Below are 21872 nucleotides of genomic sequence, written 5' to 3'. Positions count from 1 at the left end.
ATGAGAAAAATCTGGCTTGGAATGGCCTCACTTGTGGCGTTGTATGGCTGCTCACAGTCTGCACCTGTCAATGTGTCATCAAATTTGCCTGAAGGTATCACTCTTGTGGAAGAAGTGGGCGAGATATCAGGTAAGGTAAACATTCCATATTCAAAATATGAGCTTGATAACGGCTTGACGGTCATACTCTCTCCGGATCACTCGGATCCGCTTGTACATGTTGACGTAACGTACCACGTGGGTTCTGCGCGAGAAGAAGTTGGGAAATCTGGTTTTGCTCACTTCTTTGAACATATGATGTTCCAGGGCTCTGAGCATGTTGGTGATCAGGAACACTTTAAGATCATCACCGAAGCTGGTGGTACGTTAAACGGCACAACAAACCGTGACAGAACAAACTATTTTGAAACGGTACCGGCTAATCAGTTAGAGAAAGTACTTTGGCTGGAATCTGATCGTATGGGCTTCCTGATAGATGCGGTCTCTCAGAGAAAGTTTGAGATCCAGCGAGATACGGTTAAGAACGAGCGTGCTCAAAATTATGATAACCGTCCATATGGATTGATGTGGGAACGTATGGGGGAAGCGATGTACCCTGAAGGTCACCCCTACTCATGGCAAACTATTGGTTACGTAGAAGATCTGGATCGCGTTGATGTAAACGATCTGAAAGCATTTTTCCTGCGTTGGTATGGTCCTAACAATGCCACCATTACTATTGGTGGTGATTTAGATACTGAGCAAACACTTGAATGGGTGAAAAAATACTTTGGAACCATACCTCGTGGCCCAGAAGTTAAAAATGCACCTAAACAGCCAGTTATGCTACCTGAAGACCGTTACATCACTTTAGAAGATCGTATTCGTCAGCCAATGGTGATGATTGGCTGGCCAACAGGGTACCGTGGCGATGAAGATCAGATAGCTCTGGATTCACTGGCTGCTGTACTTGGCGATGGTAAAAACAGCATTCTTTATCAGGAACTGGTGAAGACAGAGAAAGCGATTGATGCTGGTGCGTTTCATAGCTGTTCTGAGTTGTCGTGTAGCTTTTATGTCTATGGTATGGGTAACTCTGGAGATAAAGGTGATTTAACGCCTATCTACAATGAGCTTATGTCTGTACTGGATAAGTTTGCTAAAGATGGTGCAGAACAGGATAAGCTGGAGCAAATAATTGGTCGTTCTGAAGCTGGTGCTGTGTTTGCTCTGCAGAGTGTTCGTGGAAAAGTAAGTCAACTTGCATCCAATGAAACCTTCTATGGCCAGCCTGATCGTATTGAATCTGAACTAGAGAAGATTCGCGCTGTGACACCTGAATCTGTTATGGAGGTGTACAACAAATATGTAGAAGGAAAAAACAAAGTCACGTTGAGTGTTATTCCTAGAGGGCAGGACAAGTTGGCTGTTCGTGAAGCTACGTTTGTTACACCAGCAAGGACGTTACCAGAGTACGTTAAAGTGGCTGATAGTGACTTAGCATACACTAAAGCTGTCGATGATTTTGATCGTTCGGTAATGCCATCTGTTGGTGATGCGGTGAAAGGAACAATGCCTAAGCTTTATCGCCTTCACCTTGACAGTGGTATCGAAGTACTCGGGACAAGAACGTCGGAAACTCCGACTGTGATGCTGAAAATACAAATGCCAGCCGGTAATCGATTTGTCGCTCGTGGTAAAGAAGGGCTTGCCGCGCTAACTGCTGATATGGTGATGGAAGGATCTCAGAAGAGGAGCATCGAGCAAATCCAGGCAGAGTTAGATAAGCTTGGAAGCAGCATTACCATGGGGGCGGGGAACTACACAACGACAGTAACAGTCAGTTCTTTGGATAGGAACTTAAGCGATACTTTGACTATCTTAGAAGAGCTGTTGTTTAAACCAGCCTTTACTCAAGAAGCATTTGACAGACTTAAGAAGCAATCTTTAGAAGGTTTAGTATACGAACATCAAAAACCGTCCTGGTTAGCTTCTCAGGCAACAAGACAAGTACTGTTTGGTGATTCCGTATATGGTCGTTCAAATGATGGCACGGTTGAGTCTGTGGAATCTTTAACTCTGGATGATGTTAAGGCCTTCTACACTTCCAACTACACGCCAAGTGGCACTGAGGTGCTGGCTGTTGGAGATATCAGTAAATCGCAGCTTGAAGAAGATCTTACATTCCTGAACCAATGGCGTGGTGAAGATGCTCCATTGTTAAGGCCACAGGTGATACCGGCTAATAAAGAACAAAAAGTCTATCTGATCGACAAGCCTCAGGCGCCACAAAGTGTCGTGCGTTTGGTCAGAACAGGTCTTCCTTATGACGCGACTGGGGAGCAGTACCTATCGAAACTGGCTAACTTTAATCTGGCTGGCAACTTTAATAGTCGCATCAACCAGAACTTACGAGAAGATAAGGGCTATACATACGGTGCGAGTGGGTATCACGCAAGCAATCGTGAAGTTGGTCTTTTGGTGTTTGATGCACAAGTCAGAGCTGACTCTACCGTTCCTTCCATCAAAGAGTTTATGAAAGAGATGGATAACTACGCTAAAAATGGTATGACCGATGAAGAGATGGCATTTATGCGTCTTGCAGTTGGCCAGCAGGATGCGTTGAAATATGAAACACCCGGAAAGAAAGCGCAGTTACTTCAGAATATTCTGGTTTACTCACTGGATGACGACTATATAGAGCAGCGCTATCAGTTGCTGGAAAGTGTCGGAAAAGAAGAGTTGGATGCTATTTCTAGCAACTGGTTTAACCCGAAAGACTATCAAATTATTGTCGTCGGGGATGCTGAATCGCTCCTCCCTCAACTTAAAGAGTTGAATATTCCTGTAGAACAGCTTGAAATTCAGAAGTAGTGAACAAATAAATAAGAGAGGGGCAATCAGCCCCTCTTACTTTAACTACATGATAAGCTGGTAATCTCTTGTAAAGAGAGTAATCTACGCAAAAACTCAATAATATAAGTGGCCTTTGTTTTGACTAATTTCTCTTCACGACTCAGAAAAGTCGCTAATAATCCAGATAGCTTTAAGCAATTTATTCGTGGTGTTGAGCGTGAATCTCTACGTTATACTCAAGATGGAAAGTTAGCACTGACTCCTCATCCTGAAGGCCTGGGCTCTGCGTTAACTAATAAATGGATTACAACGGATTTTTCAGAGTCGTTACTTGAGTTTATTACACCTGTATCGAACGATGTAGAAGAGTTGGTCGATCAGCTATCAGATATTCATCATTTCACAATCAAGCAAATGGGAGAGGAAAAATTATGGCCTCTTTCTATGCCTTGTTTTGTCGAGCATGAGGATGATATTGCACTGGCTCAATACGGTAGCTCGAATACCGGTAAAATGAAAACCCTTTACCGTCAGGGTCTGAAAAACCGATACGGTAGCATGATGCAGATTATCTCTGGTGTGCATTTTAACTTCTCTTTCCCTGAGTCTATGTGGGATAGCTTGTATGGAGAGCAGAGTGAAGATGAGAGGCAGAAGACAAAGTCGGATGCATACTTCAGTCTTATCCGAAATTACTACCACTACGGATGGCTAATCCCATACCTGTTTGGTGCATCACCAGCACTTTGTAGCTCATTCCTGAAAGAACAAGAAACCAGCTTGCCTTTTGAGCAGCTGGGACATACTAAGTATCTGCCATACGCCACATCTTTGCGTTTGAGCGATTTGGGTTATACCAACAGCGCCCAGAGTGAGTTGAATATTGGTTACAATAACCTGGAACATTTCCTTGATGGTTTGGATAAAGCCATCAACACTCCGTCTGAAGACTTTGCCAAAATTGGTATAAAGGTTGATGGTGAATATCGTCAGCTCAACAGTAATGTTTTGCAGATCGAGAATGAACTATATGCTCCTATCCGTGCTAAGCGAGTAGCTAAGTCAGGCGAAAAACCATCAGAAGCTTTGAGACGCGGTGGTGTTGAATACATAGAAGTTCGCTCACTAGATGTGAACCCGTTTAGCCCGGTGGGTATTACCCGAGAGCAAATTCGCTTCCTGGATCTATTCCTGACATGGTGCTTGATAAAAGACGCAGACACTGTTTGTAACTCTGAGTTGAGTTGTTGGAAAGATAACTGGAATAAAGTCATCCTTGAAGGTCGCAAGCCAGATTTGATGCTTAGAGAGCTGAGAAACGGTTGTGATGGTAAAGAGCTTTCCCTTCACGATTACACAAAGCAAATATTCTGTGATCTCGAGGAAATTGCTGCAGAAATGGATAAAGCGATTGGCGGAACTAAGTACGCGGATACATGTTCTCTTCTGCAAACCTGGATTGATAACCCTGAACTTACTGTCTCCGGCCAGTTGCTGGAGCAAACTAAGTTAGCTGGTGGTATTGGAACACTAGGCTGTAAGTTAGGTATTGAATACAGAGAAAAACATTTAACCCACGAATACAAAACTTATTCTGAAGCATTGATGTTGGAAGAGGCTAAAAAATCGTTGGTTGAACAGCACCAAATTGAAGAGTCAGATCAGGTCAGTTTTGAAGATTTTCTGGCGGATTACTTTTCATATTTAAATGAATAACTAGAATTTGATATATCACTTTTGATATTTAAGCGGAGTAACTCAATGCCATTACTGGACAGTTTTACAGTTGATCACACTCGTATGAATGCACCAGCTGTACGTGTAGCTAAAACAATGCAAACACCTAAAGGTGACACAATTACGGTGTTTGACCTACGTTTCTGTGCACCAAACAAAGATATTCTTTCTGAGCGAGGTATTCACACTCTGGAACATCTATACGCTGGATTTATGCGTGCACACCTGAATGGTAGCGATGTAGAAATTATCGATATTTCTCCTATGGGTTGTCGTACAGGTTTTTACATGAGCCTGATTGGCACACCTACCGAGCAACGTGTCGCTGATGCCTGGGTTGCTGCAATGGAAGATGTCTTGAAGGTTGAAGGCCAAAACAAAATTCCTGAGCTGAACGAGTATCAGTGCGGTACATATGAAATGCACTCTCTGGAAGATGCAAAGGCTATCGCTCAGGGAATTCTTGAAGCAGGTGTTTCTGTAAACAAGAACGATGATCTGGCACTGCCTGAGTCTATGCTTCAGGAACTGAAAGTAGACTAATAAAATACGCCCTCTAGCTCCTATGCTCTGTGTGGGAGTAAAGTCAGGTATGAATTCCCACGCAGAGCGTGGGAACTAGACAGAACCTGAAAATAACAAAAAAAGCGCGGGTATCATGGATACTCGCGCTTTTTATATACTGCAATTACCAAAGTTATTTTTTGGCCGCTGGAAACACCTTAACCATACTGATTTTGTTTTCCGTGAACTCAATAATTTCCATCGTATGATTTTCGATATTGATGCTCAGCTGGCTTTCTGGAATATCTTCCAAATGTTCTAGTATCAGGCCGTTTAGCGTTCTTGGACCATCAGTTGGTAGCGTCCATTTGAGGCCTTTATTTATATCGCGGATATTGGCACTGCCTTCAATCATAAAGCTGCCATCATTTTGTGGCGTGATTTCATCAGATAGGCTTGGTGCAATAGACGTGGTGAACTCACCAACGATCTCTTCAAGGATATCTTCTAGCGTCACAAGACCGATAATGTCGCCATATTCATCCACAATCAGGCCGATACGTTCTTTGTTTCTTTGGAACTTTAGAAGCTGAACGTTAAGCGGTGTTGCCTCAGGGATGAAATAGACCTCATCAGCAGCACGAAGAAGTGTCTCTTTGGTGAACTCATTTTTTTCCAGCATCAAACGGTAGGACTCGCGTAATCGGAGCATGCCTACCACTTCGTCAATTTGATCGCGATAAAGAACGATTTTTCCGTGAGGAGAGTGTGTCAGCTGGCGAACGATCGATTTCCAGTCATCGTTAATATCGATCCCTGTGATCTCGTTGCGTGGAACCATAATGTCGTTTACTGTGACATTTTCCAGATCCAAGATGGACAATAACATATCCTGGTGTCGGCTAGGGATAAGTCCACCGGCCTCATTTACTACCGTACGGAGTTCTTCTGAGCTCAATGGGTCGTCTGTGCCGTGATTGGCTTTTACACCGAGTATGCGCAAAAAACCGTTGGTGATAAAGTTAACCAAGAGAACGAGCGGTGAAAGAACCTTCATCAATAACGAAAGAACAATGCTACTAGCGTAAGAAACTTTTTCCGGATAGAGCGCAGCAAGGGTTTTTGGTGTCACTTCTGCAAAGACAAGAATAACGAGAGTCAGAACGCCAGTCGAAATAGCCACACCCACATCGCCATAGATTCGCATACCTAAAATCGTTGCGATAGCTGATGCAAGAATATTAACGAGGTTGTTACCGATAAGAATAAGACCGATAAGGCGGTCTGGTCTATTAAGAAGTTTTTCGACGCGTTTAGCACCTTTGTGCCCTTTGCCGGACAGGTGCTTAAGTCTGTAACGGTTCAGAGACATCATCCCTGTTTCTGAACCTGAAAAATAACCAGATATAACGATCAGACAAGCTAGTAGGGCGAACAAAATGCCCGTTGATATGTCATCCAAAGTTGGAGTTTCCTTTTTATAATCCTGCTCAATTAATGACCTAATTAAACTGAGCTGTCAAATAGATTTAAGTCGTAGAGTAGGGCTAAGAAAGAATAATCTCACTCACAAATCGACTACCAAAGTAGGCAAGGGTAAGCAAACATGCTCCGGCCATTGCGTACCAGGTGACTTTTCTGCCGCGCCATCCTTTGTGGTAGTGTCCCCAAAGCAATGCCGAATACACTACCCATGCGATCATCGACAGGATTGCTTTGTGAGCTTTGCCCTGAGCAAACATATCTTCAAGGAAGATGAAGCCCGAGATAAGGGTAAGAGTCAGAAGTCCGGTACCAATTAGAATGATACGGAAAAGTTGACGTTCTATCTTTAATAATGGTGGAAGGTTCGGGTTGATAGCCAGTGCTTTCTTGGTTTTCAACTTGTAATCAAGCCATGCAAGCTGCAAGGCAAACAGTGCACCGATCGTTAATGTTGCGTATGAGAACAGAGCCAGCGTGATATGAATTAGCAGGCCAGGGTTGTTCTCGAAATGCATGACTACAGCCCCGGGAAGGAAAGCAGAAGCCAGGATGTTCATTGCTGAAAAGCTATAAACGACAGGTAATAAGAACCAAAGGCGAGTTTTTAGCATGGCCACACTCATTACCAGCGAAATAATAAAGCTGATAACAGAAGCGACATTTAGAATGCTCAGGTTTTGTCCAGTTACACCATCCGTATGGATCAGATCGTGAAGCAGCCAGGCATGAAAAAATAGAGCTAGTATCGCACTAACAAATACAGTCTTAGTTCTTATTCCTGTCTGGTGCGCTAACCCCGGTACGATCATACCGATGGAGAGTGTGTATAAAATAGCGGCAACAACTGCGAGTAAACTGTCCATGCTTTCCGAAATTTTCTCAAATAATTAACAGATTATAACTCGGTTCCATAAGATGAGCTATCCGGGTTTTTGTGAGAGAGCAAAGAAATCAGCCAATTTAAATGCACATTTTGATTGATCATCGGCCAGTGGGGTATACTCTCTGCAATTATTCGCTTTGCGAAATCGAATTGATCGAAAGAGACAGACATGTTTGAGAATTTAACGGATAGACTATCCAGTACGCTGAAAAATATCAGCGGTAAAGGTCGCCTTACAGAAGACAATATTAAAGAGACGCTACGTGAAGTGCGTATGGCACTTCTTGAAGCGGACGTCGCTCTTCCTGTTGTACGTGACTTTATCAAAAGAGTTAAAGAAAGCGCGGTAGGTATCGAGGTTTCTAAATCTCTGACTCCGGGGCAGGAGTTCATCAAGATCGTTCAGTCAGAGCTGGAAGGTGTGATGGGCGAATCCAACGAAGCGTTGGATCTGGCAGCTCAGCCACCTGCGGTTATTTTGATGGCCGGTCTGCAAGGTGCCGGTAAAACGACCAGTGTCGGTAAGCTTTCTAAACTCCTTAAAGAGCGTGACAAGAAGAAAGTACTTGTCGTGTCTGCCGACGTTTACCGCCCTGCGGCGATCAAACAGCTGGAAACACTGGCATCGGATATCGGTGTTGATTTCTTCCCTTCTTCAGCAGATCAAAAACCTATTGATATCGCAAACGCTGCAATTGACCACGCGAAGAAGAAATTCTTTGACGTTCTGATTGTCGATACCGCGGGTCGTCTTGCTATTGATGAGCAGATGATGGGTGAGATTCAGGAGCTTCACTCAGCGATCACTCCTGTAGAAACCTTGTTTGTTGTGGACGCAATGACGGGTCAGGATGCGGCAAATACAGCGAAAGCATTTGGCGATGCACTACCACTAACAGGTGTTATCCTGACTAAAGTGGACGGTGATGCGCGTGGTGGTGCGGCACTTTCTGTTCGTCACATTACTGGCAAGCCTATCAAGTTCCTTGGTGTTGGTGAAAAGACTGACGCGCTTGAACCTTTCCATCCGGATCGTGTTGCTTCTCGTATTCTTGGCATGGGTGACGTTCTTTCTCTTATCGAAGATCTAGAGCGTAATGTCGATAAGAAGAAAGCTGAAAAGCTGGCGAAGAAGTTCAAAGAAAAGAAAGGTTTTGACCTTGAAGACTTCCGAGAGCAATTAGGTCAGATGCAGAACATGGGTGGTATGATGGGCATGATGGATAAGCTTCCAGGCATGAACAACCTACCGGCTGATGTAAAAGATAAAGTTGACGACAAGATGTTTAAGCAGATGGAAGCAATCATCAGCTCAATGACAATGAAAGAGCGTCAACGCCCTGAAATCATCAAAGGCTCTCGCAAGAAGCGTATTGCTGCTGGTTCTGGTGTACAGATTCAAGATGTAAACCGCCTGCTTAAGCAGTTCACTCAAATGCAGAAGATGATGAAGAAGATGCAGAAGGGTGGTATGAAAGGCATGATGCGTAACATGCAAGGCATGATGGGCGGAATGGGAGGCATGGGCGGTATGGGTGGCCCAGGCGGATTCGGTCGTTTCGGACGTTAATACCCCAATCCTTAAATCAAAGATAACAGAGGTGGTCAATTGACCACCTTTTTTTTGTATAGTTGTGCTCGTTCCCACGCTCCTGCGTGATAATGCATACCTCAGGTTAGGAAGTCTGGTATTGCTTGAAGTAGCAAGTCCGATATGAATTCCCACGGAGACCGTGGGAACTAGACAAGTTAGCTAGAAATAGAGTCTATTATTTACCCCACCAACATCACATTTTGCTTGCAAAACATCCTAAGAAGAGTAAAATTCCGGGGCTTTAAATTGGCACGAGGCCCCAAGAAACTACTTCTTTGGGGTTTATTTTATTATTGAGAAAGCAAAGAGGACGATATGGTAACCATTCGTTTGGCACGTCACGGCGCTAAGAAGCGTCCATTTTATCAAATCGTAGTTGCAGATAGCCGCTTCGCTGCTACTGGTCGCTACATCGAGAAAGTTGGTTTCTTCAACCCAACTGCTCAAGGTCAGGAAGAAGGTCTACGTCTAGACCTAGACCGCGTTAACCACTGGGTTGGCGAAGGTGCTTCTCTATCTGATCGCGTTGCTAAGCTAGTTAAAGACGCTCAAAAAGCGGCTTAATTGGTCAGTAACAAAATCATGTCGATGGAAGGAAAAGAGACAATGAGTGAGCAAAACGAAAAAATGGTAGTCGGCAAATTTGGCGCTACATATGGTATTCGTGGCTGGCTTAAAGTTATTTCTTTCACAGACGACGCTGAAAGTATTTTTGATTACAGCCCTTGGTTTATTAACCAAAAAGGGCAGTGGGTTGAATATAAAGTAGAGAGCTGGAAGCGCCATAACAAAGGTATGGTAGCTAAGCTTGAAGGTATGGATGTTCGTGAGGAAGCTCACTTACTGACAAACTTTGAAATCTCTATCAACCCAGACTCACTACCAGAGCTGTCAGAAGATGAGTTCTACTGGCGCGAATTGTTTGGTATGCAAGTGGTAACAACCAAAGGTTACGACCTTGGTAAAGTTACAGATATGCTTGAAACCGGTTCAAACGATGTTTTGGTTGTGAAAGCGAATCTTAAAGATGCTTTTGGTCAAAAGGAACGTTTAATTCCGTTCCTTGAAGAGCAGGTGATCAAGAATATTGATCGCGAAGCTCAACGGATCGAAGTTGACTGGGATCCTGGATTTTAACTCCGCAGTGGAGCGATAGAACGATGTGGGTTGGCGTAATAAGCCTATTTCCTGAAATGTTCCGTTCAATCACTGAATTTGGAGTTACAGGTCAAGCGGTTAAAAAAGGTCTTTTGTCAGTTGAGACATGGAATCCTCGGGATTTCACTCACGACAAACATCGAACAGTCGATGACAGACCTTACGGTGGCGGTCCTGGTATGTTAATGATGGTACAGCCTTTGCGCGATGCTATTCATACTGCCAAGAAAGCTTCACCGGGAAAGACGAAGGTAATCTATCTTTCCCCACAAGGTCGTAAGCTCGACCAGAAAGGGGTAGAGGAACTGGCAACAAATGAGAACATGCTTCTGATTTGTGGTCGTTACGAAGGGATAGATGAACGCATCATACAATCTGAGGTTGACGAAGAATGGTCAATCGGAGATTTTGTGATGACGGGTGGCGAACTGCCAGCCATGACGTTAATAGACTCAGTATCAAGGTTTATACCGGGCGTACTTGGAGATTTTGCGTCAGCAGAGGAAGACTCTTTTGCCAATGGCTTGCTGGATTGTCCGCACTATACTCGTCCTGAAGTGCTGGATGGAGAAGAAGTACCAGGAGTACTGAAATCCGGAAACCACAAGGACATTCGTCGCTGGCGACTAAAGCAGTCGTTAGGCCGTACTTGGCTTAGAAGACCAGAGCTCCTGGAAAACCTAGCTCTGACTGACGAACAGGAACAATTACTGGCTGAGTTCATTAGAGAACATAAAGCTAAGTAACCTATTTAATTTAGTATCAGTTTATTCTAGGAAATTTAAAAATGAGTAACATCATCAAAGCTCTTGAGCAAGAGCAAATGAAATCTGACCTTCCAAAGTTCGCACCAGGTGACACTGTTGTTGTTCAGGTTAAGGTTAAAGAAGGTGACCGTGAGCGTCTACAGGCTTTTGAAGGCGTTGTAATCGCTGTACGTAACCGTGGTCTACATTCTGCATTCACTGTTCGTAAGATCTCGAACGGTGAAGGTGTTGAACGTACGTTCCAAACTCACTCTCCAATGGTTGATAGCATTGAAGTTAAACGCCGTGGTGCAGTACGTCGTGCCAAGTTGTACTACCTACGTGAGCGTTCTGGTAAGTCAGCTCGTATCAAAGAGAAGCTTGCTAAGAAGTAATGCTAAACCAGCATTTCTCATAAAGAAGAAGGGGTTCCAGTTGGAGCCCCTTTTTTTACTTTGGATTTAAGCTGGCTATTTTTCGCAATAGCCGCTTCGTCAGTGCTCATTTACTATCGTAAACTCCGCGCTTCCTCATTGCTCTTGCAAAAAATCTCTGCGCTTAATTCTCAAAGTTTATTCTATACACTCGTTCCCACGCTCTGCGTGGTAATGCCTACCAGTGTTATGAATTCCCACGGGGACCGTGGGAACTAGAAGAACCAAGAACCTTAATAAGTATCCTCAGACCAACCGTCTGAGTCAGACATATCCGGGGCACCCGGAATGGAATTCTCTTCATCTGCCCACTCACCGAAATCTATCATCTGACATTTTTTGCTGCAGAAAGGGCGAAACTTGCTTTCTTCAGTCCACTCAACGTCGCTTTGACAGGTCGGGCATTTTACGATGGTAACTTTAGACATAGTCGTTTCCTTACTTTTTCTTCTTCGCTACTTTCTTTTTCGCTTTCGCAGCAGTGGCTTTTTTCTTGTCCGCAGCTTTCGTTTTTTTCTTTTTCTTGAACACAGGCTTTTTGTGTTTAGGACGCATCCCTTCAACAAAGCGTTCTTTGATATCTTCTTTCGTGTAGCGAGCAATTCTGTCCATCATTGGCTGATCGTGAGCTTCTACAATAGAAAGTGCGCTGCCTTTTTTACCGGCACGGGCTGTACGGCCGATACGATGCAGGTAAACATCGGCAGTGCGAGGCAGGTCGAAGTTAATAACATGAGAAACGTCTGGTAAATCGATACCACGCGCGGCAACGTCAGTAGCCAGAAGAACATTAACATCACCATCTCGGAAGCGACGAATAGCGTTGTTGCGTCTGTCCTGAGGCATTTCTCCCTGAATCCAGCTACATGGGATCTGTGCACTTTCCAGTTGAGAACGTAAGTCAGCAAGACGCTCACGTGTTTTCAGGAAGATAATTGAGCGTTCAGCTTGTTCAGTAACAATATGCTTTAGAAGCTCTAGTTTATGTTCCATGCTGTCTGCACGGTGATACCACTGAGTGATCTTTTTGCGCTCACGACGGGATGGTTGAGCATCAATTTCAGCTGGCTCTTTTAAAAGATCAGCAGTGAAGCCTTCAACGCCACGTCCTTCGAGCGTTGCGGAGAAAAGAAGTGTTTGCTTACGCCAGCGGCACTCAGCAGACAAGCGATCGACAACAGGGCCGAAACCCATATCCAGCATGCGGTCTGCTTCATCAAGAATTAACCACTCAATAGCGCGGCAATCAAAGCGTTCAGCTTCAATGTACTCCATTAAACGGCCAGGTGTTGCTACTACGATATCCTGAGTGGTAGAGAGGATATCCGCATGCTCCTGATACTGAACACCACCTGTGATGGTAAATACTTTAAGGTTCGTGTTCTTCGCCAGTGCTTGAGCTTGTTCTGAAACCTGTATTGCTAGTTCACGGGTAGGCGTCAGAATCAATACGCGTGCCGGGCCAGCTTTTCTACGTGGAAAATCTAGAAGGTATTGCAGTGCAGGAAGAACAAAAGCCGCTGTTTTGCCAGTACCTGTTGGTGCTGATGCCAGAATATCCCTGCCATCCAGTGCTTGTGGAATTGCTTCCGCCTGGACTTGAGTTGGACGATCAAAGCCAATATCTTTGATGGCATCCAGTAGTTCAATATCCAGTTCCAGTTCTGCAAAATTTCTGATCACAATAAGATCTCCGCAAGCATTGAGTAAAAAAGGTGAGGTGATGAATGTGTCATGGCCTCAGACAGACCGCGCATTATAAAGGATCTTTCGCAATACTACATCTTTAAATAGAAGCTCTTTGTAAGCTCTGTAAATGGTTTTGTATACCCTTCTGAGTCTCTGATAGTTATCTCTGTTGCAGACAAGGGCTTAGGCATTGGAGAAAGCTCAATCAATAACCTGTTTGTAGCTTTTCTATTGGTAGGTTTAACTCTGCATAATGCAGTTAAGTGCCATCCCAGATTCCTAGCAATTTCAATAAACTGCTCTCCCTCAGTCAGAGGAAGTATAAAGCATGCATTTCCATCGACTTCTAGAATCTCAAGGCATTTTATGAGCAAGGCTTGATGCTCTAAACATCCTGTATGTCTGGCTGTAGCGCGTTGTTGAATGTGAGATTGCTCTCCAGATACAAAATAAGGGGGATTACAAACTATGGTGTCAAACCTTTCATCTGGAACATAGTCCAGAATATCTTGCTGAAGCAGCGTTATTCTTTCATTCCAGTTACTGGTTCCAAAGTTAATGGTCGCGGCTTTTGCTGCCTCGTGGTCAATTTCCACAGCTGTAATCTTAGAGCGAGTAAAGCGTTGAGCACACATGAGAGAGAGCAAGCCAGTTCCGGTGCCAATATCCAGTACCTGAGGTGTTTCTTTATAGCAGTTAAACCACGCACCCAGCAGGACTCCGTCAGTGCTTACAGGCATTCCAGATAATCCACCGTATATTGAGAACTCTTTAAACATAAAGTCTTTTGTGGTCTTGTTAATTTTTTTCATGATCTTTTGTTAAATTATTCTCTTATGGCTCATATTTCTAAAATTAAAATAAATATTAGTCATATCATCTTAATTTCATGTTCTTTGTATTGTTGGTTTTTATTTGTATATCTGCTGCATAAATCATCCAGCCCAGTCAAACATACTGATTACATATATCTTAATTGGATTTATATGTTGAATTTTTAGATTCTATTGATAAATAACTCGAACTTATTCATGATCTGTCGCCTTGAATTGGATTTATATTCTAATTAAATTTCTATCTATACAATTTTATATAAGGGTGTCTAATGAAACAGAGCCTTAAATTCTCAGATGTAATTGCCGTGGGCTTCATGCTTTTTGCCTTTTTTCTAGGGGCTGGCAATATCATTTTTCCTCCTCTGGCTGGTCAGTTAGCAGGTGAAAATGTCCTCCCGGCTATGAGCGGTTTTCTGGTTACTGCGGTAGGCTTACCTTTAATTACCATTATAGCGATAGCTGTTGCGGGTGGAACCTGGGATCTGCTGACGAAAGATCTTCCAAAACAAGCGGCCACGTTAATTGCAGTTTTAATATTTATCATTATTGGCCCTGCTTTTGCTGCACCCAGAACAGGATTAGTTGCGTACGAAATGGCAGTGAAGCCTTTCTTGACCGACGCTGGCCAGTTTGATCTTGCGATATTCTCAATATTCTTCTTTGCGGTGGCAATGTACTTTGCCTGGTCACAAGGAAAACTTATCGACATTATCGGTAAAGTACTGACGCCAGCTTTGTTTGTCGGTTTACTTGTGCTGGCATTTTCAGTCTTTGTGAATCCACAGGGCGCTATCATGGCTGCTCAGGGAGATTATGTCTCTCAGCCTCTAACAACAGGGTTCCTTGAAGGTTACAACACAATGGATACCTTTGGTGCTTTAATGTTCGGTATGCTAATCGTAGATGTATTGCGTAAAAAAGGCATTACAGAGAAGAAAGCGACGACGAAATACCTGACCATGGCAGCGGTAATTGCGGCATCAGGATTAGCGTTTGTCTATATTTCACTGTTTTATCTTGGAGCGACCAGTACTGAGGTTGCAGTAAATGCAGATAATGGTGGTGTTGTTCTCAGCCAGTATGTTCAGGCTCTGTTTGGACCGTCAGGTCAGGTGGTATTGTCCGTTATTGTTCTGTTGGCTTGTTTAACAACGGCGATTGGTTTGATTTCTGCGTGTTCAGACTACTTTTGCTCTTTGACACCTGTACCTTATAAAGCTTGGGTTATCATTAACGGTATTGCTTGTGCAACGGTAGCTAATGTAGGTCTTTCACAGCTTATTGCACTATCTGTTCCTGTGCTGTTTGCACTTTACCCGGTTGCAATTGCTCTGGTCGCACTTACTTTCTTTAGAAAGCGTCTGCCAAACCCACAGCTTGCTTACCGATTCGTTCTTTCCGTCTCTTTGCTTTTTGCATTGATCGATGCAGCTAAGATTATTGGTATCAATGTCTCTGTGTTTGAAGTTCTACCACTATTTAGCTTTGGTATGGGCTGGGTACTACCAACTACAGTGGCTCTGCTGGCGATGTTTATCATTCCTAGTAGGCAACAACAGTTGGCGCAAGAAACGGCTTAATCTGGATAAATAAAAGTAAAGCCCGATACATCATCGGGCTTTCTATTTTGAGTGTTACAACAACTCACTGTATTCAGTCAGAATTTGCTCACACCAGGCAGCAATTCTTTCATCGCTAAGCTCATATTGAGAGTCTTCATCGAGAGCTAACCCCACAAATTTAGAGCCATCTTCCGTGAGTGCTTTTGAGGCCTCGAACTCGTAACCTTCATTTGGCCAGTAACCTAAGAATTGTGCCCCTGTCGCTTGTAACTCATCGTGGAGCATACCCATGGCATCAAGGTACCACTCTCCGTAGCCTTCTTGATCTCCGAGACCGAATAGAGCGACATACTTGTTTTCTAGAGAGACTTTCCCAACGTCAGGCCAGATCTCGTTCCAATCTTCCTGAATCTCACCAAAATCCCAGGTTGAAATACCAAAAATCAAGAAGTCATAGTCTGCTACCTTTGATAGCGGTATGTCTTTTACGTTATAAATATCAACGAGTTTTTCACCAATAATGGCTCGTATTTTTTCCGCTGCCATTTCGGTGTAACAGGTAGATGAACCGTAGAAAAGTCCGATTTTCATAGAAGTTAGGCTTGTTATTTCAAAGGATGATGATCAGGATTCTACCGATAATTTAAGCGTTAACAAGTTAGAATAACTAGTATTTTAGACTTCTCTGACATACTCTAACTCATCAGTTTGCAATACTCATTGGCTGAGTAACTTATACCAACAAGAGATTGAATGATTAATAGTCAGACTTTGGTGGAGCAATTTCTGGATACTATGCTTCTTGAAAATGGTCTTTCAGAAAACACCTTATCCTCATACCGAAATGATTTAAATCGCTTGCTACAGTGGATGGAAAAGGAGTCGTTAGCTCTTGATACTGTTAGTGCTGAGAACTTGCAAGACTATCAGGCATGGTTGCTGGATAAAGGTTACAAGCAAACATCCAGAGCAAGAATGCTTTCCGCAATCAGACGGCTGTTCCAGTATATGAACCATGAGCAGGTTCGGGAAGATGACCCTAGTGCGCGCCTTATTTCACCAAAGTTACCCAAAAGGTTGCCAAAAGATCTAACGGAAAATCAGGTAGAAGCTTTGATGGATGCACCTGACCCAAACAATCCTATCGAGCTGCGTGATAAGGCAATGCTTGAGCTACTCTATGCTACTGGATTGCGAGTAACCGAGTTGGTGAGCCTGACAATGGAAAACCTGAGTCTGAGGCAAGGGGTTGTCAGGATCATAGGTAAGGGTAACAAAGAACGCTTAGTGCCTATGGGAGAGAATGCCATAGACTGGATTGAAACTTTTCTTACGGAAGGTCGGTCTGAATTGATGGGGGAAAAAACCTCTGACGTTGTTTTTCCGAGTAGTCGGGCAAAGCAAATGACGAGGCAAACTTTCTGGCACAGAATTAAGCATTATGCGGTTATTGCGGGAATTGATACCGATTCACTCTCTCCGCATGTTCTGAGACATGCTTTCGCAACACATCTTTTGAATCATGGTGCAGATCTCAGAGTAGTTCAGATGTTATTGGGACATAGTGACTTATCGACAACCCAAATTTATACTCACGTAGCTAAAGAGAGGCTGAAGCAGATCCATAAAGAGCATCACCCCCGAGCTTAAATAGATAATTATAAGGTGAATTTCATGAGCGTTTTACGCCGAGTTTTATTCGTAGTTTCTCCATTTTTGGTTGCTGCCTGTACTGAAGCAGAGGAACCTAAAGTTACTCAGGAAAAAGAAGCAGCCCCGGTGGAAGTGGCAGAAGGAATCAATACCCCCTCTGTTGATGAAGCTTCCATCAAAAAGCATTTCGAAGCTGTGGGTGTTGAAGTGAATAGTATTGAAAAAACTGCGATGGCGGGTGTCGTTGAAGTGACGACTACCGGTGGTGTGGTTTACTCAGATCCAAAAGGTGAGCACTTTATTTCAGGTACCTTCTTCTCGTTTGATGAAAATGGTCGTCCGGTTGATGTACTGGCAGAGAAGCAAGCGCCAATGAATGCTGAGATGATAGAGAAATTTGCCGATGACATGATTGTTTATAAGGCAGATGATGAGAAGTATGCAATTACTGTTTTCACCGACACCACCTGCACATATTGCGTGAGGCTTCATAGCCAGATACAAGGCTATAACGATTTAGGTATCACGGTGAGGTACCTGGCTTACCCAAGACAAGGCCCTGAAGGCAGCGTTGCTGATCAAATGGCGCAAATCTGGTGTTCAGATGATCCTGCTAAGTCGATGCATGAAGTAAAGATCGAGCGTAAGTTCACTGGTGAGGTGAGTAATCTGGAACAGTGTCAGCAGAAGATTTCTGACCAATTCTATCTTGGCCGAGACTTGGGAATTACGGGGACACCTGCTATTTTCCTTCCTGATGGAAAACTGGTTGCTGGTTATATGCCACCTGCTGGTTTGTATCAGCGTTTAGAGCAAATGTAATCAAGCTAAAGATCACAGGGCTTCAGAGTACGAAGCCCTGTCTACTCAAACTCAGAACCACCGATAATATGATTGAAATTACCCGCCGCCCTGAAGTAGATTTGTCTCTTCTTCCCGATACCATCCCTCAACTTTTAAAACGTATCTATATTAGCCGAGGAATCACTTCTGCAGAACAACTAGACAAATCTGCCAGAGGCCTGATTTCCTTTCAGAAGTTAAACGGAATACAAAGAGCCGTTGAACTGTTGCTTCAATTTATTGAAAACGATAAGCGAATTATTGTTGTTGGAGATTTTGACGCTGATGGCGCAACGAGCTCCGCTTTGTCTGTCGTTGCTCTGCGTAGTTTAGGCTGCAAAAGTGTCGATTATCTGGTGCCAAATCGTTTTGAAGATGGGTACGGTTTAAGCCCTGAAGTTGTTGAGCAGGCTATTGAGTATCAGGCTGATGTCATCATGACGGTGGACAATGGCGTTTCTTCTATTGAAGGTGTCCGTTACGCCAAATCAAAGGGGATTGATGTGATCGTTACCGATCATCACCTTCCCGGCTCTGAGCTGCCTGATGCTGATGCCATGGTGAATCCAAATCTCGAATCATGTCATTTTCCTTCTAAGTCATTGGCTGGTGTTGGGGTCGCCTTCTACTTAATGATGGCGTTAAGAGCGCATATGCGTGAGTTAAACTGGTTTCAGAACAATGGTGTTCAGGAGCCTAATCTGGCTGAGTTGCTGGATTTGGTCGCTTTGGGAACCGTTGCTGATGTGGTGCCTCTGGATGAAAACAATCGAATATTGGTTCATCAGGGATTACAGCGGATAAGAGCAGGCAAGGGCCGACCGGGCATTCAGGCATTGATCGAAGTGGCTAAACGCGATGCAAGAAGGCTCGTCGCAGCTGATTTTGGTTTCGCTTTAGGCCCAAGAATCAACGCAGCAGGTCGTTTAGATGACATGTCTTTTGGTGTTGAACTCTTGATGAGTAACAACATCTATGCAGCACGAAGGATGGCGAATGAGCTGGATGGACTAAACCAGACTCGCAAAGAAATTGAAGAAGGGATGAAGCAGGAGGCCATGGCTTTCTGTGAACGTCTTCAGTTTGGAGAAGGCAACGAGTTACCTTATGGCCTTGCGCTATTTCAGCGTGACTGGCACCAGGGAGTCATTGGGATTTTAGCGTCCAGAATCAAAGAGAAGTTTCATCGCCCGGTGATAGCATTTGCTGATGGTGGTGATGGCTATATCAAAGGTTCGTGTCGCTCTATTCCCGGTCTGCATATGCGCGACACTCTGGATTTAATTGATAAACAACATCCGGGAATGATTCTCAAGTTTGGTGGTCACGCAATGGCGGCAGGACTTACTATTAAAGAAGAAAGCTTTAATCAGTTTGCATCTGCTTTTGATGAGGCGGTGCGTAAAGAATTGGATGAAACCGCGCTGAAAGGTGTGGTTGTTTCTGACGGTGAGCTACAACCTGAAGAGTTTTCAATGGCTATTGCCGAACAACTTCGCGCTGGTGGCCCATGGGGGCAAAATTTCCCAGAACCTGTGTTCGATGGAGAATTCAAAGTCTTGCACCAGAAGCTTGTGGGAGAAAAACACCTGAAACTCATGGTAGAGCCGTTATTTAAAGGCTTTCCGACCAACCTGACACTGGATGCTATCGCTTTTAACGTTGATTTACGTCGCTGGCCTGACGCATCAGTCAAAACTGTAACGCTTGCCTATCGTCTGGATATCAACGAGTTCAGAGGTAATCAGTCACTACAACTGATGGTTGAACATATAGAGGCAAAGTAGTCTTACTTCCCTTAAGTTGAATAGAGGTTTACCGGGTGTGCCTGATGTAATGAACATGCCGATACATGGAATCGGCATGTCGTGCAAAGTCAGAATGAAGGCGGTTCATGGAATCAGGTATTCCCGGTAAGCCTTTAAATTCGCAAACCTTAGAAGTAGTAATCAACCTCAAAGCCAAAGAACGTATCATCCCAATGCTTTGCATCTACATAGTTCAGGCTCAGGTTTGCATCGACCTGACCATTGCTCCAGCCAAACTTGTTACCAAACCGGAACTCCTCACCCGCATCGGTTTGGTAAGAAACATCACCACGGTAATAGAACAGTTCAATAGGAACTAACAAGCCTGCTTCAAACTCAAGTGTGTCGTCAGAGTTACTGTTCAGGTAGTTCGCACCCAGATCCACGATACCAAAAGAAACCGGCATAACATACTTACCACCTACCGTAAGCTGATTTGCAGCGTCAAAATCGTAAGAGCCGTGTATTACCACATTTTGATTGATGTTGTACTGACCATTAATGTTGAAAGTGTCACTATCATTTCCACCATCCCAGTTACGGTAGTCTAACCCAACTGCAGCTACACCATTGATGCCGTATTGGCCTCCAAAATTGAGTGTGTCACCACTGTCCTCATATGTCACATGAACCTTAGTTGACACGTTGCGTACGTCTTGAGAATGATAAGCATAGTTTGGAATATATAGCTCGTTTGCTGCCATTGCTGTACCAGAAATCAGCGTCACTGCTAATGTCGCTAGCTTGAATGATGTTTTCATCATCTCTCTAATCCTTATTTACTAAACCGTTAGTTATTCGAGATCTCCGTACTGTATAAAGTGAATGTCAGGTACATGTTCATTTTTAGGGGTTTGACATAACGCTGACATATTTTTTAGACGTGTATTTATGGATGGAAAAGGTCCACTTTTGAGTAGAAAAATTTCTGTATCTTCGTCACATTTTTCAGTAGAATTCCTCGGTTAAATTCTATTCAAAAATACAGACTCGAAATGTTTGAAATCAATCCTATAAAAAACCGCCTGCAGGACGTGACTGAACGTACGAATGTCCTTAGGGGGTATCTTTGACTATGACGCCAAAAAAGAGCGTCTTGAAGAAGTAAATGCAGAACTAGAACAACCGGATGTATGGAACGAACCTGAGCGTGCACAGGCGCTGGGTAAAGAGCGTTCTTCACTTGAAGCGGTTGTAGAAACCATCGATCAGCTTGATCAGGGTGTAGACGATGTAGACGGTCTGCTTGAACTTGCGATTGAAGCTGAAGATCAAGAAACCTTCGATGAAATCGATCCAGAGCTTGCAGAGCTTGAAGCTAAGCTAGAAAAGCTTGAATTCCGTCGTATGTTCTCTGGCGATCATGACTCTTCTGACTGTTATATCGACCTGCAATCTGGTTCAGGTGGTACAGAAGCTCAGGACTGGACTTCAATGATGCTGCGTATGTACCTTCGCTGGGCGGAAGCTAAAGGCTTCAAAGCGGAAGTTATCGAAGTATCCGAAGGTGATGTGGCTGGTCTGAAATCAGCAACTGTTCGTATTGCGGGTGAGTATGCTTACGGCTGGTTACGTACCGAGACTGGTGTACACCGTCTGGTTCGTAAATCTCCGTTTGATTCAGGCGGTCGTCGCCATACTTCATTTGCTTCTGCATTTATCTATCCAGAGATTGATGACAACATTGCGATTGATATCAACCCGGCGGATTTACGTATTGACGTATACCGTGCATCGGGTGCTGGTGGTCAGCACGTAAACACCACCGAGTCAGCGGTTCGTATTACTCACTTGCCGACCAACACAGTTGTACAGTGTCAGAACGATCGTTCTCAGCATAAGAACAAAGATCAGGCGATGAAACAGCTGAAAGCAAAACTGTTTGAGCTTGAACTACAGAAACAAAATGCTGAAAAGCAGGCGAACGAAGACGCTAAATCGGATATCGGCTGGGGCAGCCAGATCCGCTCATATGTACTGGATGATTCTCGCATCAAAGATTTACGCACTGGCATTGAAAACCGTAACACTCAAGCGGTTCTTGACGGTGACTTAGACAAATTTATCGAAGCAAGCCTGAAATCAGGCTTATAAGCGCATTTTAA

The 21872-nt window shown here is 43.9% G+C and carries 20 protein-coding genes; 13 read left to right on the top strand and 7 right to left on the bottom strand.

Annotated features, from left to right (window positions below; all coding sequences use genetic code 11):
• From SNR28_RS23715 to luxS, 3 genes are all read left to right on the top strand, one after another.
• Nucleotides 1-2853: a M16 family metallopeptidase gene (locus SNR28_RS23715; protein WP_375751352.1), complete on the top strand. Its 2853-nt coding sequence runs from the start codon at nt 1-3 to the stop codon at nt 2851-2853.
• Nucleotides 2854-2973: 120 nt separating this feature from the next.
• The gene (gene gshA, locus SNR28_RS23710; protein ID WP_375751351.1) at nt 2974-4551 is read left to right on the top strand and encodes a glutamate--cysteine ligase; all 1578 of its coding nucleotides are present in this window, start codon (nt 2974-2976) and stop codon (nt 4549-4551) included.
• Between the two features lie 45 nt (nt 4552-4596).
• Nucleotides 4597-5115, top strand: a complete 519-nt coding sequence (luxS, locus tag SNR28_RS23705) for an S-ribosylhomocysteine lyase (RefSeq protein ID WP_375751349.1) — start codon at nt 4597-4599, stop codon at nt 5113-5115.
• 154 nt (nt 5116-5269) lie between these two features.
• Here luxS and SNR28_RS23700 read toward each other — a convergent pair whose 3' ends face one another.
• Together SNR28_RS23700 and SNR28_RS23695 are read right to left on the bottom strand one after the other, a co-directional pair.
• On the bottom strand, nt 5270-6538 hold the full coding sequence (locus SNR28_RS23700) for an HlyC/CorC family transporter (protein ID WP_375751347.1): 1269 nt from the start codon (nt 6536-6538) through the stop codon (nt 5270-5272).
• 85 nt (nt 6539-6623) lie between these two features.
• The gene (locus SNR28_RS23695; RefSeq protein ID WP_375751346.1) at nt 6624-7424 is read right to left on the bottom strand and encodes an inner membrane protein YpjD; all 801 of its coding nucleotides are present in this window, start codon (nt 7422-7424) and stop codon (nt 6624-6626) included.
• Nucleotides 7425-7613: 189 nt separating this feature from the next.
• On the opposite strand from SNR28_RS23695, the gene ffh reads away from it, so the two are divergent.
• The 5 genes from ffh (at nt 7614) to rplS (ending at nt 11337) form a co-directional block, all read left to right on the top strand.
• Nucleotides 7614-9014 (top strand): signal recognition particle protein, encoded by a 1401-nt coding sequence (gene ffh / locus SNR28_RS23690; RefSeq protein WP_375751345.1) that lies wholly within the window; start codon nt 7614-7616, stop codon nt 9012-9014.
• Between the two features lie 339 nt (nt 9015-9353).
• Nucleotides 9354-9602: a 30S ribosomal protein S16 gene (gene rpsP / locus SNR28_RS23685; RefSeq protein ID WP_275130227.1), complete on the top strand. Its 249-nt coding sequence runs from the start codon at nt 9354-9356 to the stop codon at nt 9600-9602.
• Nucleotides 9603-9620: 18 nt separating this feature from the next.
• The gene (rimM, locus tag SNR28_RS23680; RefSeq protein WP_375754163.1) at nt 9621-10175 is read left to right on the top strand and encodes a ribosome maturation factor RimM; all 555 of its coding nucleotides are present in this window, start codon (nt 9621-9623) and stop codon (nt 10173-10175) included.
• A 23-nt stretch (nt 10176-10198) separates the two neighbouring features.
• The gene (gene trmD / locus SNR28_RS23675; protein ID WP_375751343.1) at nt 10199-10942 is read left to right on the top strand and encodes a tRNA (guanosine(37)-N1)-methyltransferase TrmD; all 744 of its coding nucleotides are present in this window, start codon (nt 10199-10201) and stop codon (nt 10940-10942) included.
• Between the two features lie 41 nt (nt 10943-10983).
• The gene (gene rplS / locus SNR28_RS23670) at nt 10984-11337 is read left to right on the top strand and encodes a 50S ribosomal protein L19 (protein WP_275130224.1); all 354 of its coding nucleotides are present in this window, start codon (nt 10984-10986) and stop codon (nt 11335-11337) included.
• Between the two features lie 272 nt (nt 11338-11609).
• On the opposite strand, the gene yacG is transcribed toward rplS, so the two are convergent.
• The 3 genes from yacG to SNR28_RS23655 form a co-directional block, all read right to left on the bottom strand.
• The gene (gene yacG / locus SNR28_RS23665) at nt 11610-11804 is read right to left on the bottom strand and encodes a DNA gyrase inhibitor YacG (RefSeq protein ID WP_375751341.1); all 195 of its coding nucleotides are present in this window, start codon (nt 11802-11804) and stop codon (nt 11610-11612) included.
• A gap of 10 nt (nt 11805-11814) precedes the next feature.
• On the bottom strand, nt 11815-13059 hold the full coding sequence (srmB, locus tag SNR28_RS23660) for an ATP-dependent RNA helicase SrmB (protein WP_375751340.1): 1245 nt from the start codon (nt 13057-13059) through the stop codon (nt 11815-11817).
• Between the two features lie 95 nt (nt 13060-13154).
• On the bottom strand, nt 13155-13877 hold the full coding sequence (locus tag SNR28_RS23655; protein WP_375751339.1) for a tRNA1(Val) (adenine(37)-N6)-methyltransferase: 723 nt from the start codon (nt 13875-13877) through the stop codon (nt 13155-13157).
• A gap of 293 nt (nt 13878-14170) precedes the next feature.
• Here SNR28_RS23655 and brnQ point away from each other — a divergent pair, with 293 nt between their 5' ends.
• On the top strand, nt 14171-15481 hold the full coding sequence (brnQ, locus tag SNR28_RS23650; RefSeq protein WP_375751338.1) for a branched-chain amino acid transport system II carrier protein: 1311 nt from the start codon (nt 14171-14173) through the stop codon (nt 15479-15481).
• Nucleotides 15482-15535: 54 nt separating this feature from the next.
• On the opposite strand, the gene fldB is transcribed toward brnQ, so the two are convergent.
• Entirely contained in the window at nt 15536-16054 is a 519-nt protein-coding gene (fldB, locus tag SNR28_RS23645) for a flavodoxin FldB (RefSeq protein WP_375751337.1), read from the bottom strand.
• 162 nt (nt 16055-16216) lie between these two features.
• Here fldB and xerD point away from each other — a divergent pair, with 162 nt between their 5' ends.
• The 3 genes from xerD to recJ all read left to right on the top strand — a co-directional run bounded on the left by xerD (nt 16217) and on the right by recJ (nt 19746).
• Nucleotides 16217-17113, top strand: coding sequence for a site-specific tyrosine recombinase XerD (gene xerD / locus SNR28_RS23640; RefSeq protein WP_375751336.1), 897 nt, complete (start codon nt 16217-16219; stop codon nt 17111-17113).
• A gap of 24 nt (nt 17114-17137) precedes the next feature.
• Nucleotides 17138-17938 (top strand): thioredoxin fold domain-containing protein, encoded by an 801-nt coding sequence (locus SNR28_RS23635; protein WP_375751334.1) that lies wholly within the window; start codon nt 17138-17140, stop codon nt 17936-17938.
• 68 nt (nt 17939-18006) lie between these two features.
• Entirely contained in the window at nt 18007-19746 is a 1740-nt protein-coding gene (gene recJ, locus SNR28_RS23630) for a single-stranded-DNA-specific exonuclease RecJ (protein WP_375751332.1), read from the top strand.
• A gap of 149 nt (nt 19747-19895) precedes the next feature.
• Here the strand turns inward: recJ and SNR28_RS23625 are convergent, their stop codons facing one another.
• On the bottom strand, nt 19896-20531 hold the full coding sequence (locus SNR28_RS23625) for a hypothetical protein (RefSeq protein WP_375751330.1): 636 nt from the start codon (nt 20529-20531) through the stop codon (nt 19896-19898).
• Between the two features lie 231 nt (nt 20532-20762).
• On the opposite strand from SNR28_RS23625, the gene prfB reads away from it, so the two are divergent.
• A protein-coding gene (gene prfB, locus SNR28_RS23620; RefSeq protein ID WP_375751329.1) for a peptide chain release factor 2 occupies nt 20763-21861 on the top strand; the annotation gives its coding sequence in 2 pieces (ribosomal slippage) (nt 20763-20837 and nt 20839-21861; 1098 coding nt in all).
• Nucleotides 21862-21872 lie beyond the last annotated feature (11 nt).

This window comes from Vibrio iocasae (genome assembly GCF_042245395.1).
Classification (GTDB): domain Bacteria; phylum Pseudomonadota; class Gammaproteobacteria; order Enterobacterales; family Vibrionaceae; genus Vibrio; species Vibrio iocasae.
Note: the sequence above shows the minus strand (reverse complement) of the source record. Positions and strands in the feature narration are given on the sequence as shown.

What these genes read in the sequence shown, in the direction of transcription:
- fldB (WP_375751337.1), bottom strand. Translation starts at nt 16,054, where the DNA reads ATGAAAATCGGACTTTTCTACGGTTCATCTACCTGTTACACCGAAATG.
- xerD (WP_375751336.1), top strand. Translation starts at nt 16,217, where the DNA reads ATGATTAATAGTCAGACTTTGGTGGAGCAATTTCTGGATACTATGCTT.
- recJ (WP_375751332.1), top strand. Translation starts at nt 18,007, where the DNA reads ATGATTGAAATTACCCGCCGCCCTGAAGTAGATTTGTCTCTTCTTCCC.
- SNR28_RS23655 (WP_375751339.1), bottom strand. Translation starts at nt 13,877, where the DNA reads ATGAAAAAAATTAACAAGACCACAAAAGACTTTATGTTTAAAGAGTTC.
- SNR28_RS23715 (WP_375751352.1), top strand. Translation starts at nt 1, where the DNA reads ATGAGAAAAATCTGGCTTGGAATGGCCTCACTTGTGGCGTTGTATGGC.
- yacG (WP_375751341.1), bottom strand. Translation starts at nt 11,804, where the DNA reads ATGTCTAAAGTTACCATCGTAAAATGCCCGACCTGTCAAAGCGACGTT.
- SNR28_RS23635 (WP_375751334.1), top strand. Translation starts at nt 17,138, where the DNA reads ATGAGCGTTTTACGCCGAGTTTTATTCGTAGTTTCTCCATTTTTGGTT.
- SNR28_RS23625 (WP_375751330.1), bottom strand. Translation starts at nt 20,531, where the DNA reads ATGATGAAAACATCATTCAAGCTAGCGACATTAGCAGTGACGCTGATT.
- rpsP (WP_275130227.1), top strand. Translation starts at nt 9,354, where the DNA reads ATGGTAACCATTCGTTTGGCACGTCACGGCGCTAAGAAGCGTCCATTT.
- rplS (WP_275130224.1), top strand. Translation starts at nt 10,984, where the DNA reads ATGAGTAACATCATCAAAGCTCTTGAGCAAGAGCAAATGAAATCTGAC.
- trmD (WP_375751343.1), top strand. Translation starts at nt 10,199, where the DNA reads ATGTGGGTTGGCGTAATAAGCCTATTTCCTGAAATGTTCCGTTCAATC.
- SNR28_RS23695 (WP_375751346.1), bottom strand. Translation starts at nt 7,424, where the DNA reads ATGGACAGTTTACTCGCAGTTGTTGCCGCTATTTTATACACACTCTCC.
- brnQ (WP_375751338.1), top strand. Translation starts at nt 14,171, where the DNA reads ATGAAACAGAGCCTTAAATTCTCAGATGTAATTGCCGTGGGCTTCATG.
- rimM (WP_375754163.1), top strand. Translation starts at nt 9,621, where the DNA reads ATGTCGATGGAAGGAAAAGAGACAATGAGTGAGCAAAACGAAAAAATG.
- luxS (WP_375751349.1), top strand. Translation starts at nt 4,597, where the DNA reads ATGCCATTACTGGACAGTTTTACAGTTGATCACACTCGTATGAATGCA.
- ffh (WP_375751345.1), top strand. Translation starts at nt 7,614, where the DNA reads ATGTTTGAGAATTTAACGGATAGACTATCCAGTACGCTGAAAAATATC.